This is a genomic window from Neorhizobium sp. NCHU2750 (assembly GCF_003597675.1).
In the GTDB taxonomy this organism is placed as follows: domain Bacteria; phylum Pseudomonadota; class Alphaproteobacteria; order Rhizobiales; family Rhizobiaceae; genus Neorhizobium.
The window spans coordinates 1-15,726 of sequence record NZ_CP030832.1 but is presented as its reverse complement, the minus strand read 5'-3'; the positions used below and the strand labels follow the sequence as shown (position 1 = coordinate 15,726).

General features: G+C 56.5%; 18 protein-coding genes and 4 pseudogenes. 10 read left to right on the top strand and 12 right to left on the bottom strand.

What is annotated here, in order from left to right; all coding sequences use genetic code 11:
• Positions 1-75: 75 nt before the first annotated feature.
• The 4 genes and pseudogenes from NCHU2750_RS29190 to NCHU2750_RS29175 form a co-directional block, all read left to right on the top strand.
• Positions 76-1,095, top strand: a pseudogene (locus NCHU2750_RS29190) (tyrosine-type recombinase/integrase); the annotation flags it as partial.
• An 87-nt stretch (positions 1,096-1,182) separates the two neighbouring features.
• Positions 1,183-1,449, top strand: coding sequence for a type II toxin-antitoxin system prevent-host-death family antitoxin (locus NCHU2750_RS29185; protein ID WP_119945122.1), 267 nt, complete (start codon positions 1,183-1,185; stop codon positions 1,447-1,449).
• A complete protein-coding gene (locus NCHU2750_RS29180; RefSeq protein WP_119945121.1) occupies positions 1,446-1,868 on the top strand; it encodes a type II toxin-antitoxin system VapC family toxin in 423 nt (140 codons plus the stop codon). Before NCHU2750_RS29185 ends, NCHU2750_RS29180 begins: the two co-directional genes overlap by 4 nt.
• 33 nt (positions 1,869-1,901) lie before the next feature.
• On the top strand, positions 1,902-2,546 hold the full coding sequence (locus NCHU2750_RS29175; RefSeq protein ID WP_119945120.1) for a DUF6904 family protein: 645 nt from the start codon (positions 1,902-1,904) through the stop codon (positions 2,544-2,546).
• Positions 2,547-2,659: 113 nt separating this feature from the next.
• On the opposite strand, the pseudogene NCHU2750_RS31055 reads toward NCHU2750_RS29175, so the two are convergent.
• Positions 2,660-2,785: pseudogene (locus NCHU2750_RS31055) on the bottom strand (plasmid maintenance toxin (PemK-like)); the annotation flags it as partial.
• On the bottom strand, positions 2,772-3,050 hold the full coding sequence (locus NCHU2750_RS29165) for a type II toxin-antitoxin system Phd/YefM family antitoxin (RefSeq protein WP_119945119.1): 279 nt from the start codon (positions 3,048-3,050) through the stop codon (positions 2,772-2,774). The pseudogene NCHU2750_RS31055 and the gene NCHU2750_RS29165, both read right to left, overlap by 14 nt.
• 153 nt (positions 3,051-3,203) lie before the next feature.
• Between NCHU2750_RS29165 and NCHU2750_RS29160 the strand changes: the two genes are divergently transcribed.
• The 3 genes and pseudogenes from NCHU2750_RS29160 to NCHU2750_RS29150 all read left to right on the top strand — a co-directional run bounded on the left by NCHU2750_RS29160 (position 3,204) and on the right by NCHU2750_RS29150 (position 4,861).
• Complete coding sequence (locus NCHU2750_RS29160) at positions 3,204-3,422, top strand: type II toxin-antitoxin system Phd/YefM family antitoxin (RefSeq protein ID WP_119945118.1); 219 nt, start codon at positions 3,204-3,206, stop codon at positions 3,420-3,422.
• Between the two features lie 26 nt (positions 3,423-3,448).
• Positions 3,449-4,526 (top strand): annotated as a pseudogene (locus NCHU2750_RS29155) (tyrosine-type recombinase/integrase).
• A 137-nt stretch (positions 4,527-4,663) separates the two neighbouring features.
• Positions 4,664-4,861, top strand: a complete 198-nt coding sequence (locus tag NCHU2750_RS29150; RefSeq protein ID WP_119945117.1) for a hypothetical protein — start codon at positions 4,664-4,666, stop codon at positions 4,859-4,861.
• Between the two features lie 32 nt (positions 4,862-4,893).
• Here the strand turns inward: NCHU2750_RS29150 and NCHU2750_RS29145 are convergent, their stop codons facing one another.
• Positions 4,894-5,163 (bottom strand): DUF982 domain-containing protein, encoded by a 270-nt coding sequence (locus NCHU2750_RS29145; protein WP_245480578.1) that lies wholly within the window; start codon positions 5,161-5,163, stop codon positions 4,894-4,896.
• 155 nt (positions 5,164-5,318) lie between these two features.
• The gene (locus NCHU2750_RS29140) at positions 5,319-6,071 is read right to left on the bottom strand and encodes an outer membrane protein (RefSeq protein WP_119945115.1); all 753 of its coding nucleotides are present in this window, start codon (positions 6,069-6,071) and stop codon (positions 5,319-5,321) included.
• A gap of 279 nt (positions 6,072-6,350) precedes the next feature.
• Between NCHU2750_RS29140 and NCHU2750_RS29135 the strand changes: the two genes are divergently transcribed.
• Positions 6,351-6,662, top strand: coding sequence for an ArsR/SmtB family transcription factor (locus NCHU2750_RS29135; RefSeq protein WP_245480569.1), 312 nt, complete (start codon positions 6,351-6,353; stop codon positions 6,660-6,662).
• 196 nt (positions 6,663-6,858) lie between these two features.
• On the opposite strand, the gene NCHU2750_RS29130 is transcribed toward NCHU2750_RS29135, so the two are convergent.
• Positions 6,859-7,359 carry a GNAT family N-acetyltransferase gene (locus tag NCHU2750_RS29130; protein WP_119945114.1) on the bottom strand — a complete coding sequence of 167 codons (501 nt, stop codon included), beginning with the start codon at positions 7,357-7,359 and terminating at the stop codon, positions 6,859-6,861.
• A gap of 116 nt (positions 7,360-7,475) precedes the next feature.
• Positions 7,476-7,766 (bottom strand): hypothetical protein, encoded by a 291-nt coding sequence (locus tag NCHU2750_RS29125; RefSeq protein ID WP_119945113.1) that lies wholly within the window; start codon positions 7,764-7,766, stop codon positions 7,476-7,478.
• A 214-nt stretch (positions 7,767-7,980) separates the two neighbouring features.
• Here NCHU2750_RS29125 and NCHU2750_RS29120 point away from each other — a divergent pair, with 214 nt between their 5' ends.
• The gene (locus NCHU2750_RS29120; protein ID WP_119945112.1) at positions 7,981-8,244 is read left to right on the top strand and encodes a hypothetical protein; all 264 of its coding nucleotides are present in this window, start codon (positions 7,981-7,983) and stop codon (positions 8,242-8,244) included.
• Positions 8,245-8,346: 102 nt separating this feature from the next.
• On the top strand, positions 8,347-8,547 hold the full coding sequence (locus NCHU2750_RS31235; RefSeq protein ID WP_119945111.1) for a DUF2934 domain-containing protein: 201 nt from the start codon (positions 8,347-8,349) through the stop codon (positions 8,545-8,547).
• A gap of 74 nt (positions 8,548-8,621) precedes the next feature.
• On the opposite strand, the gene NCHU2750_RS29110 is transcribed toward NCHU2750_RS31235, so the two are convergent.
• From NCHU2750_RS29110 to repA, 6 genes and pseudogenes are all read right to left on the bottom strand, one after another.
• On the bottom strand, positions 8,622-8,945 hold the full coding sequence (locus tag NCHU2750_RS29110; protein WP_119945110.1) for a hypothetical protein: 324 nt from the start codon (positions 8,943-8,945) through the stop codon (positions 8,622-8,624).
• Positions 8,946-9,598: 653 nt separating this feature from the next.
• Positions 9,599-10,836 (bottom strand): annotated as a pseudogene (locus NCHU2750_RS31045) (IS1182 family transposase); the annotation flags it as partial.
• A 9-nt stretch (positions 10,837-10,845) separates the two neighbouring features.
• Positions 10,846-11,250, bottom strand: a complete 405-nt coding sequence (locus tag NCHU2750_RS29090; RefSeq protein ID WP_256377723.1) for a VOC family protein — start codon at positions 11,248-11,250, stop codon at positions 10,846-10,848.
• 842 nt (positions 11,251-12,092) lie between these two features.
• Complete coding sequence (repC, locus tag NCHU2750_RS29075; protein ID WP_119945103.1) at positions 12,093-13,310, bottom strand: plasmid replication protein RepC; 1,218 nt, start codon at positions 13,308-13,310, stop codon at positions 12,093-12,095.
• A 156-nt stretch (positions 13,311-13,466) separates the two neighbouring features.
• On the bottom strand, positions 13,467-14,447 hold the full coding sequence (repB, locus tag NCHU2750_RS29070) for a plasmid partitioning protein RepB (protein ID WP_119945102.1): 981 nt from the start codon (positions 14,445-14,447) through the stop codon (positions 13,467-13,469).
• Between the two features lie 70 nt (positions 14,448-14,517).
• On the bottom strand, positions 14,518-15,726 hold the full coding sequence (gene repA, locus NCHU2750_RS29065) for a plasmid partitioning protein RepA (RefSeq protein WP_119945101.1): 1,209 nt from the start codon (positions 15,724-15,726) through the stop codon (positions 14,518-14,520).

The window sequence follows — 15,726 nt, the reverse complement described above, 5'->3', positions numbered from 1 at the left end:
AACCGTCGAGCAAAACACCGAAAATTACGTCGAGGAGACCCAGCGCCGTCTCTCAGCACGGCGGCTGGGCGTGATGTTTCCGCGCCGGAGGTGTCAGGCGCAAGCCCCCTTCCCTCTATCGCCGGCGGTGGCGAGACACCTGCTTATCTTGCCAGCCTCGCCGATCGCGCTCGTGGCTATGTCCAGGCGACCAGTTCCGCCAACACGCGCAAGGCCTACGCGGCCGACTAGAAGCATTTTTCGGCGTGGTGCAGGCGCTCCAATCTGGTCCCCCTGCCCCCGGATCCGCAAACCGTCGGACTTTACATTACAGCCTGCGCTTCCAGCACGGCTGAACGGGGTGCAAAAGCGAACTCTGTCTCGACCATCGAACACCGCCTCTCCTGGAACTATGCCCAGCGCGCTCTCTCGCTCGACCGCAAAGACAGGCACATTGCGACGGTGATGGCCGGCATCCGCAACAGCCATGCCCGGCCGCCGATCCAGAAGGAAGCAGTCATGGCCGAAGATATCATCGCCATGGTCGTGACGCTCGACCGCGGCTCGCTGCGCGGCCTGCGCCACCGCGCCATGTTGCTGGTCGGCTTTGCCGGTGGTCTTCGTCGCTCCGAGATTGTTGGCCTTGATCTGAAGGCAGATCCGACCGAAGACGGGCGCGGCTGGATCGAAATGCTCGACAAGGACATGCTCATCACCCTGCGCGGCAAAACCGGATGGCGAGAGGTTGAGGTGGGTCGCGGCTCGTCTGACGCGACCTGCCCGGTCGCCGCGATCGAGATGTGGATTAAGTTCCCAAGCTTGCGCACGGTCCCCTTTTCCGTCGCGTGACGGGAGAAGGCAAAGCAGTTGGGCCGGAACGGCTGAATGACAAGGAAGTAGCTCGGCTGGTGAAGCGGGCCGCGATGGCAGCCGGCGTTCGCGGTGATCTCAGCAAGATTGAGCGTGCGTTTAAGTTCTCCGGTCACTCCCTTCGTGCTAGCCTCGCTTCTTCTGCCGATGTCGATGAGCGGTATATCCAGAAGCAGCTTGGGCACACGTCAGCAGAGATGACGTGATCGCTTCCGCGTGAATCTGACCAAGGCATCAGGGTTTTAGTGGGGCCCTCCCCTGTTGTTCAGAAGCTTGCAAAAATGCCCTAAACGAAATATAGTCATTATAGTCAATTTGGTTATAGGTGAAGCGATGCAAACATCAACGCATGATGATACGAACTGGACGGTCGCTGGCGCGAAGGCAAAACTTTCGGAAGTCATGGAGCGCGCGCAACTGGCACCTCAGACGATTACCCGCAATGGGAAGCCTAGCGTGGTGGTCGTCTCTGCAGAAGAGTGGCAGAAGAAAACCGCACGTAGGGGATCGCTAGCCGAGTTTCTATTGTCATCGCCTCTGCGTGGTGCCGATTTCGATGTCGAGAGACAGCACGACGAGCCGCGTGACTTGTCTCTATGAGATTGCTTCTTGATACGAACGTTCTATCGGAAGTGACAAAGCCGCGCCCCGATGAAGGTGTTCTCAAGTGGCTCCACGGGCTGGATGAGGATCGCACATTCATCAGCATCATATCGATCGCTGAAATTCGCCGTGGCGTCGCTCTGATGGATAGTGGGAGAAAGCGCGACGCTCTGAACGAATGGCTCACGTATGATCTGCCCCAGCGCTTCGAACACAGGACTATTTCGGTAGAAGGGCCTGTCGCCTTTGCCTGGGGCGACCTCATGGCGCTCGCCAAGCGAAATGGTCGGGGGCTTGCATCTATGGACGGTTTGATTGCCGCTACCGCCGTCGCTCACGATTTGACGCTAGCTACACGCAATACCAAGGATTTTGAAGGTTTTGGAATCGACATTGTTGATCCGTGGGCAGTCTGACGGGGCCCTTTGGATTTAAAGAAAGGACCACGGATGCTTTCCTACGGCTTGCTTAAAAACCACGCGGGCATCGTGTTGATCGGGGACTACACGTCCCTCTCCTGCCTGCATGAAGTCGTTCATGATGTGAATGAGCGCTCGCCGATTGTGAAAGATAAGGAAGGCTCATTTCTGGGGTTGGCGTATGATGTGCGTAAAGCATATGAGCGACAGCGCGAAGTTATCCAGCCGCCAAAACACTTTAAGGAAATAGGCATTCGATACGGTGTCCAGATCCTTTGGCCCGTTCTTATGCTGCAGCAGAGGCTACTAAGGCAATCCCTCGCATTTCTCAATCATACGGCCAAGACGCAAGCGATCGCTTATGCCCTGGAGGCAGTTATCGAGGATGGATTGCGCGAGGATTTTGGAACGCAGGCCGCGCATATCATCGATCTTTGGCACCGCCTCGACCCAGCTCAGCCTCAAGTCTTCGACATGATGAATAGTCGCGGAGGTCTCTTTTGCTCATGGACGAAAACACAAAGGAAGACCGGCTTCGCGCAACTTCTGTCGAGTTTCGATCCGAGGTATGACCGCTTCTACCCCATGCGGTCGAAGAACGGCGATAAAAACCTAATCTCTCCGGCGGAATTCGCCGTCTGGGAAAATGCGGAGTGGCCTGATCCACACTGGTAAGCGCCGGTATTTCATCGACAGCACAAAGGAGTACGCCCCTCCCCGCCGGAGCGTGAAACCGTAAGGTGAAATTTGGGTGTCGGAATTTTAGCTTACCGCTGCAACTGAAATCCAGAGACAAAAGCCACAACCAGTGCCAAGCGATCCTTGTCGCCTTCTTCGCGGCCTTCAACAAACTGCCAGTGCCAGAGATACGAGTAACGAAACACCCAGCCGATTCTGGGCTCAGTCGGCAGCATGCCTGCCCGTCAGCAATTCGGCATTGAGATGATCGAGCGCGCCGTCCATCGCCGACGCCTCGATCGCGGCCAGCTCGTCGTCGCCGAGCGTGCTCGTCAGCTCGACGCGCCGGTCGCGCTTTGTCAGCCGCAGATAATCCTCATAGGCGATCAGCACCGTGCGCGGCCGGCCGTTCTTGGTGATGATCACCGGATCGCGGACGGCGTCATCCTGGTAGGCGCCGAAATTCTTGGAGACCGTAGCGGTCGTAACTGTGGAGGTCATGCCAAAACTCCTTTTTACGGAATATACGGAAATTACGGAAATTTTCTAACGGCACACTGCCGTCGGGATCTTCGCCACTGGGTCGCTTCGCGTCGGGCGCCGAGGTTTTTACGGATCAGATGTGTAGCGGTCATGCTGGGTTAGGAGAAGAGAATGCGGGTTTTTGTTGATGTGGGCGAGGCCGCTGAACGGCTTGAGGAACTGATTGGACTGGCGGCTCGTGGTGATGGGGTGCTGATCTGCCGCTCGGGAAAGCCAGTCGCGCAGCTGACGGCAATCCCGAAGCCTGCCGGCACTCTGGATGACGTCTGGGCACTGGCAGAAGAAGGGCGAGCGAACGTACCAGCCGGTGCCAGCTCCAACCACGACTAGTTCTATGACGAACACGGATTGCCAAAATGAGTGCCGTCGATCGTCGAGCCCATGAACTCGACACGATCGCTGCCGTCCTGCCGATGGAGCGCCGCGACGAGCTCGCCGAGCTGCTTACAGACCAGGATGTCGAAACGCCGCCATCTGGTCAACGAAGGCATGGGCGAAAACACCCTTCGCGCCCTCACCTCCGATCTTGCCTATCTGCAGGACTGGTCCCTGGCGGCCACGAAAAAATCGCTGCCGTGGCCGGCGCCCGAAGCGTTGCTGCTAAAATTCGTCGCGCATCATCTTTGGGATCCGGCGAAAGGCGAAATCGATCCGGAGCATGGGATGCCAGCAACGGTCGAGCAAAACCTTCGTGGCCAAGGGTTTCTGAAGGTGGTCGGCCCACATGCGCCGGACACGGTTCGCCCGCGGCTGGCAAGCTGGTCGACCCTGACGAAGTGGCGCGGGGTTTCCGGCGCTTTTGCCTCCCCTGAGCTCAAGTCAGCCATCCGCCTCGCGGTCAGCGCCACACCGCGGCCACGAAAACGCAAAAGCGCCAAGGCGGTCACCGGCGATGTGTTGGCTATGTTGGCGACGTGCGCGAGTGGTAGCCTACGCGATGTCCGCGACCGGGCGATCCTGATGGTCGCCTTCGCCTCTGGTGGCCGGCGGCGCAGCGAGATCGCCAGTCTGCGCCGGGAGCAGCTAACGGTCGAGCCGCCGATCGTCGTCGCGGACGGCCTCCCCTCCCCTCTCTCGCCATTCATCTTGGGCGGACCAAAACATCCGGAGCCGATCACGACGAGGTCTTCTATCTCACCGGCCGGCCGGTCGAGGCGTTGAACGCCTGGATGGCGGCGGCGAAGATCGAGGCAGGCTCAGTATTCCGGAAGGTTGATCGCTGGGCGGGCGGCGATGGCTGGGTTGGAGCCTGGGGAGTTTTCGGCGCACGGGCTGCGGTCTGGATACCTGACCGAGGCTGCCAATCGCGGCATTCCGCTGCCCGAGGTGATGGATCAGTCGCGACATGGATCCGTGCAGCAAGCATCCAGCTATTACAACAACGCGACCAGGCGGAGTGGTCGGGCTGCGCGGCTACTTCAAGACGGCACTTGACCACCCGACAAAAACTGATCGCCGCCAAAACCTCCCGGGCCAATTCCTCGCAAAAGTAGATTGATTTCGTCGAAACAACTTTTCTTAGAGGGAACCAAGTCCGGATCCTTGGACTTATGGGGAAAAAGGAGACCGAAATGGATTATTTCAGGCGCCGGACCGACCGCAATATTCAGCTGACCCCCTACCAGCGCTGGCAGAATGATGCCGAAATGGCGCTCGCGGCCACGCGCGATTATCCAAAGGCGACCGCTGGCTTGATCCTGGCTGTCGGTGCCCTGGCCTTTGCCGCTGGCTATCTGATGCGCTCGCATGTCGCCGAGAGCGAAACTTGAGCGCTTCGTCGGGCAAGGCGCCGTTCGGTACCCTATCGCTTGCGCTGCCGCCGCGCCTTCAGGCTATACTCGGTATAGGCATTGGCAAACGTCTCCCGCGACCGCTCGACATGGGCCGGGTTCATCAATGCGCGATTGGACGCGGCCAAGGCTGCCCAGTAGGCCTCGCCCGATCTCATGGGAAAGTCGTGTTGCAGGTAGCGCAAGGCCTCGCGCGGCCCACGGATGGTGAGCTGGCGCTCACCGTCGTCACAGATTACAATTGGCTTGTGCCAGGAAATCCCAAAAGCAACTTCAATCACTGAACTCAAGGCTGATCCTTTCGTTGAAAGTTTCTGCGCCCCCCAATGTAGCGAACCACTTGGCACACGCCAGCATCTCGTGCCCAGATCGTTATTTAATTATGATAAAGCCCGCGTGAGCGGGCTTTATGACGACCAATGGGATGATCTCAGCATCAGAACTGCTTGCGCAGGCCGAACGTGACCGCGTTGCTGCGGAAATCCGTGCTGGAAGATGTCCCATCGCGTGCGGTGAAGTCAAAATCGTCCGCAGCAGTGAAGCGGTAGCCAATATCGAGCGTGGTATTGTCGAACAGCGAGGTGTTCGAGAACAGCCCGATGCCCTGCAGGTTGATGCCGACGCCAGCGTCGAGGTGATAGGCGAATTTGGTGTCGCTATCATCGATGAGGGTTGCGACGCCGGAGACCCCCTGCTTGCGCAGATCGAGGTTCATGAAGCCGACGCCACCACCGACGAAGGGCGTGATGGCGCTCATGACGCCATCGGCCACGAGCGGAATGTCGAGATAGCCGTTAACATAGCCCTGGAAGGTGCGGGCGTCACCGAAGGAGTCGATACCGCCGACGCCGCCAACGCCTGATACGCGGTGCTCATCAACTGAGGCGTTGCCGTAGCCGAGCTCCAGTTCCGCGCGGGGAGTGATGAAGCCCATGGGGTCGAACTTGTAGCCGGCGCGTAGCGAGCTGTAGTAGCCGACATCATAGTCGGTGGAGATGGAGGCGCCGCCAACGTCGAAGCCAGTGTCGTCGAGGAAGTTCACCGAGCTGAGCGAGCCGATGTAGAAGCCGGAGGTCGATACCGGCGCGACGATCGGTGCTTCCACCGGTGCGAGGTCGGCGGCAAATGCCGGGATAGACATGGTGGAAGTCAGCAGCCCGGCTGCCAGCAGTTTCGAAAACGTGGTCATGTGATGTCCTTTGATCACCGATGCCCCCAGCGGTAATGATGAACATAGGTCGGAGCGCGCGGATGACACGCGCAGCAGATGCGCAATGTGCGCTCCTAGGGTCACTCTTTTGCTAGGAGTGGTTGTTTTGTCACACTTAATCCCGCGCCCTCCCGCAGTGCAAAATTTGAGGATAGACTTGAAACTTAGGTATGACTAATATGGCGCATCGTTAGCCACGAGCCTGTAGGCGCTAACGGCTGAGAGCTTTGCGCTCCCCCCTACAAGTGCGGTAATGGTATGGCAAAGCTTCCTTCCCCTGAGCATGCGTTTTCGTTCGACTGCGAGATGGCGGCGTTCTTTTTGAACGCCTTTGCCAATCCGTCACGGCTCACTGTGATGCGGCGATTGCTCGCGCGGGAATGGGATGTCACTAGCCTCGCCACCGAGGTCAATCTCAGTCAGTCGTCTCTCTCGCAGCACCTGAAGAAACTCCGCGACGCTAAAGTGGTGACGACCAGGCGCGATGCACAGACGATCTACTATTCAGCGGTAGGCCATTCTGCGGCGTTGGTCGCGTGCCTGGATTCCCTGGCCACATTTGCCAAGTAGGCTCCGTTTATATTTTCTCCCATTGTATTAGAATGGTATACATATTCCGTTCGCCGCAAGTACGAGTTTCACGGAAAAATCTATGAATGATCTTCATATGTTCCGTAACCCACGAGAAGTGCTAAGTTTTACGTATTTCTATTCGCCGCCAATGCGAGAAATCCCCGGCCAATTTGCCCACCGAAACGCTGTCCTCTCAAACCGAAGACAGCCGACGCGTTTCATACTTGGTCGAATATTGTAGAGCCGGAAGCTCAGTATACTCATCTCTAGTTGGAACAGCTTTTGAGGCCAGAGAGGCAGCCGCCACCTTTTGCGACGCGGCGTTATCGAGGCCGACGACGGCCTCTACGTAGAAAGTTTCAAATTCAGCACGGCCGAGGCCGTGTTTCATCTCACGGATCGCCTGGGCGACTAGGCGGGCGGCCCGCCCCTGCCCCCGGAAGGGCTTAGGAACGGCGTAGCCAATATCGAAACACGGGATGCCGCCTCTGTGCTCCCCCGCCACGAGCATGACCATGGCTGTCACGGTGCGGCCGTCGAGATCGAGGTGAGTGAAACGGACCTTGCCGTTGGGTTTGTCGAGGCAGACGACGATCGACGGATCAAGCTCGCACGGTTGCAAAGGGATGGCATCCATTGCGATGGCTTGCTGGAACTGCACCAAGGCATCGGCTGGATCGACCAGTTGTGGCATGGGGCCTCCTAACGTTCAGGAGAACTATGGGGCTTTGCCCCCCGCGCACGCAAGGGGGCGGTTCCCGAGGCTCAGCGCTGCACTTGTGCGCCCGCCGCCTGAACCCCTTGCCCTTGCTACCCCCATACCTCGCAGGTGAACAGGTTTGCATGGGACATGGACCTGCCTTTCGTTTCAGGAGGGCTAAGGCCGAGCTTCTTAAGCGCCGCCTTGTGGAGCATAAAGAACAAAGCTTTTTCGACAGAGTTTCCATTGAGAAGATCGGGATCGTCAACCGCAGTCGCGATAGTCACCTCGACGAGCTGCTTTCGGAGAAAGTCGTCGGGCATGTATCTCGCAGCCCAGCGTGTCAGCAACGGGCGCAGGTCGAATGATGGTGAAGTCTCTGCTGCTGCGGGAAGAAGCATGATGCCCCTCCTGTCATTGCAGGCAAGCGCAGCTAGTAACCCTTAGCCGCCGGTGCCCACGGTTCATTGGCCCGACGACGAAGACATCATACGCCTTTACGGAGCCGTGTCGAGCGAAGCATTGCCGAACAGGGATTATCGCTTGCATTCAGCCTAGCGTTGCTGTTCCGAGGGAAATGTGCTGGACTGTCCGCGATCTATCAGGAGTGTGCGCATGACCCTTCTTGAGCAGTTTATCGAGCATCTCATACTAGGCCTGCGCGAGATCAGTCCGCGCGATACCGTTGAGCTTGGCGTGCTGCACGGGTTCGCGGTTGACGCGGCTCAGATGGAGGCTCCTAAACTGGCGACGTTTCTGAGTAGCGTTGACGGCCTGCAGGCCTTCTGTGCCGAGCTCCACCGCTTGCCCGAGATGATCCAGCCTGTCGATATCGACGGTTCAGAATGGCGGTTTATACGGGCGGCCGTCCCTGCCTAGCCCTTTTACGACATCGCGGCTGTGGCGGTCTTGGCCTCATACCTACGCGCCCTACCTCCCATTGAAGGCAGACCATACCGCGCCGCACATGGGAGGAAACCCATGGATAACGAACGCGAGCACTGGATCAATAGCAAGGCTTATGCCTTGTGGGAAGAGGCTGGACGACCGGAAGGCCAGCATCGTAATCATTGGACACAGGCCGACGAGGAATGGGAGAAAATTAATCAGGCGCGGATTTCGCCTGCTGCTGCCAACGTCTTCGACGAAGGCGATAAGTGGGAGGACTGCCCGCAGCCATAACCGCCGGCAGCGATCAAGAGACGAGCAGAAGCCGGGTCGGTAGAGAATCCGGCTTCTATTTACGCTAAAGCGACTTACTTGATGTAGATAATCTTGCCGCCAGTCCCGGTTGTCTCGACAGCGACGACATTCTCGACTTGGATGTTCTTATCCTTAATGGCTGCCTGGAGCGCCGGTTCAGAGTGAATCTGAGCCTGAGCTGCCTGCATCATGTCCGGGGTCGCGTTCATGTACTTATCCCTCGGGGTCGAACCACCACCAGATGCCGGTGGATTGGAAACGTTGACGACCGACACATCAGCGGAGCTGGGTGCTGGGGCGGTTACGGACGTATCCTGCGCATATGCACCGACAGCAAAGGCCGACATCACGGCGGCGAGAGCGAGCACTTTTTTCATTTTAATCTCCGTTCTTTAGCAAATGGGCTGTGCAGGGAACTGCCGTCAGACGCTCAGGTTTCATAAAAAATCCAGGATCACAGTTAGTTGAGGTTCCTTCACCTCAGCGTGAGGGGGCCTTCCGAGTATTCGCCGGGTAGGTCTACGGCTTTGATAGGTGCTGATTATCGTAGCTTCGCCCCTGCCCCTTCTCGATGAAACTCGATAATTTGCGCCTGACGGTCCCAACTTCCGCACGCGGCATATCTCTCCGGGGCGGTGAGTTGCTTTTGAAAAGCGATGGGTCGAAATCTTCGCGGGTTAAGGCCTTTTGCCAAGCCGCATCGCTGATGAGCCTACTGTTGGGTGCCTGCGCCTTTGATGCCTCCTCGCCGAGCTGTCGGCATGGCCACGCTCCACTCCTGCAGATCGAAGGATGCTCCCCAAGAATGACAGTTGAAAGACGTCGGTCTCGAAACGATCCTACCGAGGGCGGCGGCTTTCGGCCGAGGCTGTGTAAAAACATCAGCGCATCCATGGCATTTCGCAATCGAGCTTGGTCTGGTGGGATTTTTGCCAGATTTCGCGTGTCAGGTGCCAGAAGGCACCGGAGATGGTCCGAGTGATTTAGTTTGGCGGCCTTTGGCCCCTCAAACTGCGGTTCAGCCCCTTTTTCAAGCGGCCACGGCCCTCATGGGCGCTTTTGCGCCAATCACATCGATCATCCGTTTGACGTTAAAGGCCAGCATATGCTGTGCCATTTCCGTGCCGACATTTTTCAGTCTGCGCATCTAGAAATGCGTTGCGCCCAGCCACGCCTTGATGGTTCCGAACGGACGCTCGGCCGTGCATCGCCGCTCGGATTGTCTTCCATTCGCGAATACATAGCGTCGATCAGATGCTCGTGTTCACAACGCGTAACCCGGCGTTCTTTTTCCGTTGTGCACTGGGTCTTAAGAAGGCATGACGCACAGTCGTTGCGCCAGTAGCGCCGAAGCAGCAGGCCCGTTTCCTCTGTCGTATGCCTGTATGCGAGCGCCTTTCCGGCAGGGCAAACATACGTATCGGCGCTACCGTCGTAGACGAAATCAGCCTTGACGAACATGCCCTTCTTAAGGTTGTTCGATGTCTCAGGTGTCGGGCCTGTTGCAGTGATCCCGGCCTCATGACAGCTCAGCAGTTCAGCTCCGATGAAATAACCCCGGTCGGCGATGGCATCGAGCGGTTCGACCTTCAGTGCTTCCATTGCCGCCTTGGCCATGGGAGCTAGTTGTGATCGATCATTGTCGATATTGGTGACCTGGTGAGTGACGATAAGATGCGTCTCGACATCAACCGACGTCTACACGTTGTAGCCCACCAGACCCGTGCCTTTGCCATATGTCGCCATGGATCGGGCGTCTCGGTCAGTCAGCGAAATCTGGCCGTCTGGCTTATCCTTCCGTGTTTCCGCGATGCCTTCCAGGCGTTGGACTTCCTGGCGAACACGAGGGAGCTTCTCCTGCAGCCAGGTGACTTTGCGCAGCGTTGCAGCGGATTGCTCCAAGGCGTCAGCTCTGCCCAACTGCTCCAAATATCGGGACGCGCTTGATTCGAGGTGGCTGATCCGCAATTCGATCTTGCCGGAGGCGAAATTGCGATCCCGATTTTTGACGGCTTTGAACTTGCTTCCATCGATCGCGACATTGGTGCCGCTCAACACACCGATCTGGCGCAGGCCTTACGAATTGCCGGGCCGTTGTCCGTCCGGAAGTCGGCTATTGTCTTGTGATCAGGGACCAGCCGCCCGGCCAACCACGTCACTTCTACATTACGCCCGGCTTCACGTTCCAGCCTTTCGACTTGAGGGGATGCGGTTCAGGTAGCCGTAGATGGAAAGCTTCAGAAGTGCCGAGGGGTGATAACAGGGCCTCCGAATGAATCACGTTGAGACGTAGGAGGAAATTTCGATAAGGCTTCCGTCGGGGTCACGACAATAGACGGAAATCATAGAGCCGGTAGCGCCTTCGCGTCTGACGGGGCCTTCGATGATTTCTTCACCACAGGCTTTCAAATGCATCACGACCTGATAGACAGAGAGAGTAGTAAGGAAGCAGAGGTCGCCGCTGCCAATGGCGGCATTTTCCGCCGTCATCCATTCCTCCGACGCTAGTCTTACAGGACGGAGATTGATCCGCTGGCTACCAAACGTCAGCGCTGTACGAGGGCGGTCAGGCGACTCGCCGTAGTCAAGTCTTCGCATCCCAAGGACTTGCTCATACCAGCGACATGAGCGCTCTACATCAACAACGTTCATCACCAAATGATCGATAGCATTGACGTTCACGGGTGCCCCTTAGAAGCCAAGTTGGTTTGATGGGAAAGTAGCGTTAGCAGGGGACACATCAATGACCGCAATTGGCGAATACCTTTTAAAATGGCTCGTGGTGTTCTTGGCGGAGGCTTCCTTTTCGCGGCGTGTCGAGATGTCTTTCCCGTCACGCCGGTTTTGGCATTGGTGGCGGGATTGGCTTTGCTCGCGAGCCCCCTTATGGATGGAGCGTGGTATCTTGCGCGCCGGAGCGTTCGGGCAGCATGTTGGTTTCAGGGCGCAGGCATCGCAGTCGAGTTGGCTCGCCCGATAGCCTACCGTGCCATCTTCACCGACGAAAAGACCCTCACTCTTGTCGGTGATTTGCCGCGAGGGTACTCCTTGCCGCCAGGGGAGATATAGAGATCGTGCTTGTTCTCGCGGGTAGACTCGTCACGCTCGAACGTATCGTCACCCCGTTCGGATATGTCGAAGGCTGGGGTATGCGGCTCTATCCCGCTCCCGTGCACCAGCCAGCCCAGCATGGTTTGTGCCCGATGGAGCGCCGGCCGCTGCGACCGTGCCTGACCATCTATCCATATCTGCCGAAGGCAACGGTGGAGACGAGTGACACTCAACTACCCAAAACTGAATCAGGGCAGAAAGCCGTTTGGCAAGAGTCAATCTCCGATTACTTGGTCGAGTGCAGGGATAGTGAACGCTGGTTTGGTGAGGCCAAGTGCATTCCATCGCGTCGGGCTGATCATTGAGATGGCTCAAGCCACAATCGATTCCAGTGATCACCTTACCGTTTTTGTCAGCTGACAAAAACGGACATTTATACAATGTATTCAATAGTTTATGTCTATTTTCCCTCATTATCCTGCGTTTGCCACGCTGACAGCGTTCGATCTGACAAGAGCGAGAAGCATTGGCGCAATCGAAAAGTTCCCGGTCCTCGCTTTTGCCGTTAGTCCGCGCAGATATCCCCCAGCAGAATTAATATGGTTCGACCGCTCATAAATGCATGCCACGGTAATCGCAGCCTGGGCATCACCCAAGATTTCGCAGGCCTCCTGATAGGCAGAGGGGCTGATGCCAAGCATAGACCTAACGGTAACCGCGGCTCTCATCAGATCGCGCCAACTTTCGATTTTACCGTCAGGCCCGAATGTACCGACCTCTGGGCAGCCTTTCAGCACAAGCGCCAACGGGAATGATTGTTGTCGCGGCCTGAGATCCGTTCTTTTGGTTGGCTCGGTTCTTTCGCCCTGCTGTTTTTCTGAAGCAGGTTCAAGTTCAGTGTTAGATTCGGATTTTGAATTCTGTATGTGGCACCCAAATACGGTGGCATTGCCATCTGATTTTCTGGAATTATCGATATTTTCCAGCATGCTGACGACCTCTTCGTGCAAGAGAGTCATTTCGTCCAGGCGCTCAAGGACGTCTGCGAGGGTAGGGCGACGTGGAATCCTCGCTATTATGCTCACATAACAATCCTCCACGGCTTTCCAGTTCCCCGGAGCCCCTTCTTCCAGCCCGGTTGTAATCAGCTTCCGTACATCGCGTCGAACGACGGACAGGCGATCTTTCATCATCCTGAAGCGTCTGCGCTCTGCTACGACCTCTTGTGCAAGCGAAGCAAATTCGGCTGCGCGCACCAGCAGTGGCACCAAATTGAACCCGTAGGCGTCCTCGATTGCCCCACCGGTACCCTTTCGGGCATACCGCTTCCCATTAGGACTATCCTTACGAATGATGACCCCAGCATCGACCAAGGTCGACAAGCACTTTCGCAGCGTTGTCCCAGAGATGCCATTGGCGCGCGCCGAGAGCTGCATGTTGGACGGGAATACAACAAGATTGTTTTCTTCAGACAGCTCTGCGGCCGGGTAGAACGACAACAATGCGTTCAACACGGCAAGCGCCCTGTCCTGTAGACCGAGACGTTCGCGAGCATCTCCGATGTCGCGAAACACCCGCCATTTGTCGATAGGAGAATTGTTGATAACCTGATCGGTGGCGACCTGACGCTGCACCAACGCAAGCGTCATGGGTCGCCGCCCGAACGGCGTCGTTACATATCCCGACTGCATCTTCCTTCGCCTTCAATTAGGCAACAGAAATACGCTCACCAAAACGATGCCTAAGACTCTTGACTACGATTCGAGGAAATGCGATTCTCGCTCTGCTAGGAATACGAGAGAGGCTTCCACGATTTAGGTCGTTTGGGGGCCTTTTTCTTTTGCGGTTTATTCTCCGTGTTTCTTGATATCCTTCAGGAACTCGGCATAGAGGCCATTCAACCTGGAGGAAAGGTAATCTCCGAACCGACTGGCATTCTTCGCCTTCATCGAAAGCGAAAACGTCTTACCGGAATTGGTTATTTCAGCGGATACCGCCTTGTCTGCAGGCTGCCATGTCTGCTTGTGCGCAGGCGGGTCCACTTTTCTCACCGGGCGAGACGATTTGTTCAATGCGTCATAGAGCATTGAGAACCTCTCGTCTGACGTCAGATCTGCGAACGCCGCCTTCTGGGTTACTTCATCGACCTTGTCAGAATTGGACGTTTTCCCCACGAGCAAAGACAGTTCGATCCAACGCTCGCGCCCAACAGTAGGGGAGGGGCCGATCAACCTGATAAGTTGTGCCGGGATCCGCTCCGTCACAGACATCATTTTGGACAGTGTCGAGGCATTCGCTGAAAGGGCCATCGAGACGACTTCGCGTCCATAGCCTCTCTCTTCCAAGCCCTTCGCAAACACAGCACGTTCGATAAACGAAAGATTCGCTCGCGCAGAATTTTCCTGCCCCTGGGCGATGACGTGCGTCTGGTCATCCATTGGCTTTACGACAGCGCGAACTTTCAGACCGAGTGATTTCGCCGCCCGCCACCGTCTGTGGCCAAATACAACCTGATAGCGACCATCCTCACTTGGGTGTGGTCGCACGAGGATCGGGGTATTCTGTCCGTTGGTCTTGATCGCATCCACCAAGGCGAGAAATTCGGCGTCGTTGTCTTCGAGCCTGTCGCTGATGAAAGATCCATCAATCAGTTCAGGCTCGAGCTCAACGATCACTTCGCCTTCAAGAAACTTGTCTGCCTGCTTGGCAATCTCATCGAGCGAGCGGATCATTGTCTTCGACGCGCCGCGCATTGGATAGTTTGGCGATGAACCCTCCTGGGTATCAGGAATGTCATTCAGACCAGCGAGAAAATTTTTGCGGGCCATTTATGCGCTCCAATGATCGCTTAGAAGATTGAAACAGAAGATAAATTTCCCGTTTTTGTCAGCTGACATCTCATCTCCCCCATGAAGCATGGATGAGTGCGGCGATTTCGCCGTTGACCGAATTCATCGACTCGATCGCGCGTTCATATGTGCCACGGTTGATCGATGATTTATCGACCTCGTAAAGCGACTGTTTCGTGATGCCGGCGTCGGAGATCGCCGTCGATTTGAGCATCTGGTTCTTGAGCATGAATTCGTTGAACATGGTCGTCATAAAGCCCACCATCTGGGACTGTGGAACGTCTGTGGGCTCATATCGCGTGATCAGATAGCGGTACCATTCGAGGTTCACTTCGGCGCCAGCGGCGCGGATGGGCTTCAAAATTCCGCCAAGCATCAGAAGAAACTGCCCCATAGACATCACATCCAGCATCTGCGGATGTATGGTGATGAGGACGCTTGTGGCTGCGGTCAAGGCAGTGATGGTCAGGTAGCCAAGCTGGGGTGGGCAGTCTACGACGACCACGTCGTATCGATCCTCAACCTCCTGCAACGCACGCGAAATGCGGGTGAAAAAGGTTTTTCCTTCGTTCGACGAGCGGTTCGACATGGCGAGTGGCGTATCGTACTCGTATTCCTGCAATTCAAGATTAGCAGGTACGATATCGAGACCGGGAAAGTTGGTTGGGCGAATGATTTCGGAAAGTGGCTTTTTCGCATCGTCATAACGGATGGCATCGTAAATCGACGAAACCTGATCGAGTTCCGGCTGGAAGCCGTAAAGAGATGACAAGGATGCCTGCGGGTCCAGGTCAACGGCAAGGACCCGAAGCCCTGTCAGAGCGAGATATTGTGCCAAATGAGCAGCACTTGTCGTTTTTCCCGAACCGCCTTTGAAGTTGACAACGGCTATGACCTGCAGTTTCTCTCCCGGTCGACGATGGGGCACATACATTCGGCTCTCCGATCGACCGTTTTGATCGAGATACTGGCGAAGCTCGAGCATCTGTTCTGCCGTATAGGATCGTCGACCCGACGAGGATGTTTGCGGCGACGGGCCCTTTCCATCCAGATGTAGTTTTTTGAGGGTACTTTGAGACACATTGAGGTACGTTGCGACCTCGGCTAGCGTGAAGGCACGCAAGTTCTTGCGCGCATTTGGCGGAAAGGCCTGGACGCTCAAAAGGTGAAGCTTCTTCGATATCAGATCACCCTGTTCAAGGATCTGATCTTCAAAATGCACCGGCATTTTGACCGAAGGATTCGAATTAGCGTTCAT

Excerpts from the sequence above, each read along its gene's own strand:
- NCHU2750_RS29185 (WP_119945122.1), top strand. The coding sequence starts at position 1,183 with ATGCAAACATCAACGCATGATGATACGAACTGGACGGTCGCTGGCGCG.
- NCHU2750_RS29180 (WP_119945121.1), top strand. The coding sequence starts at position 1,446 with ATGAGATTGCTTCTTGATACGAACGTTCTATCGGAAGTGACAAAGCCG.
- NCHU2750_RS29175 (WP_119945120.1), top strand. The coding sequence starts at position 1,902 with ATGCTTTCCTACGGCTTGCTTAAAAACCACGCGGGCATCGTGTTGATC.
- NCHU2750_RS29165 (WP_119945119.1), bottom strand. The coding sequence starts at position 3,050 with ATGACCTCCACAGTTACGACCGCTACGGTCTCCAAGAATTTCGGCGCC.
- NCHU2750_RS29160 (WP_119945118.1), top strand. The coding sequence starts at position 3,204 with ATGCGGGTTTTTGTTGATGTGGGCGAGGCCGCTGAACGGCTTGAGGAA.
- NCHU2750_RS29150 (WP_119945117.1), top strand. The coding sequence starts at position 4,664 with ATGGATTATTTCAGGCGCCGGACCGACCGCAATATTCAGCTGACCCCC.
- NCHU2750_RS29140 (WP_119945115.1), bottom strand. The coding sequence starts at position 6,071 with ATGACCACGTTTTCGAAACTGCTGGCAGCCGGGCTGCTGACTTCCACC.
- NCHU2750_RS29135 (WP_245480569.1), top strand. The coding sequence starts at position 6,351 with ATGGCAAAGCTTCCTTCCCCTGAGCATGCGTTTTCGTTCGACTGCGAG.
- NCHU2750_RS29130 (WP_119945114.1), bottom strand. The coding sequence starts at position 7,359 with ATGCCACAACTGGTCGATCCAGCCGATGCCTTGGTGCAGTTCCAGCAA.
- NCHU2750_RS29125 (WP_119945113.1), bottom strand. The coding sequence starts at position 7,766 with ATGCTTCTTCCCGCAGCAGCAGAGACTTCACCATCATTCGACCTGCGC.
- NCHU2750_RS29120 (WP_119945112.1), top strand. The coding sequence starts at position 7,981 with ATGACCCTTCTTGAGCAGTTTATCGAGCATCTCATACTAGGCCTGCGC.
- NCHU2750_RS31235 (WP_119945111.1), top strand. The coding sequence starts at position 8,347 with ATGGATAACGAACGCGAGCACTGGATCAATAGCAAGGCTTATGCCTTG.
- NCHU2750_RS29110 (WP_119945110.1), bottom strand. The coding sequence starts at position 8,945 with ATGAAAAAAGTGCTCGCTCTCGCCGCCGTGATGTCGGCCTTTGCTGTC.
- repC (WP_119945103.1), bottom strand. The coding sequence starts at position 13,310 with ATGCAGTCGGGATATGTAACGACGCCGTTCGGGCGGCGACCCATGACG.
- repB (WP_119945102.1), bottom strand. The coding sequence starts at position 14,447 with ATGGCCCGCAAAAATTTTCTCGCTGGTCTGAATGACATTCCTGATACC.
- repA (WP_119945101.1), bottom strand. The coding sequence starts at position 15,726 with ATGAACGCTAATTCGAATCCTTCGGTCAAAATGCCGGTGCATTTTGAA.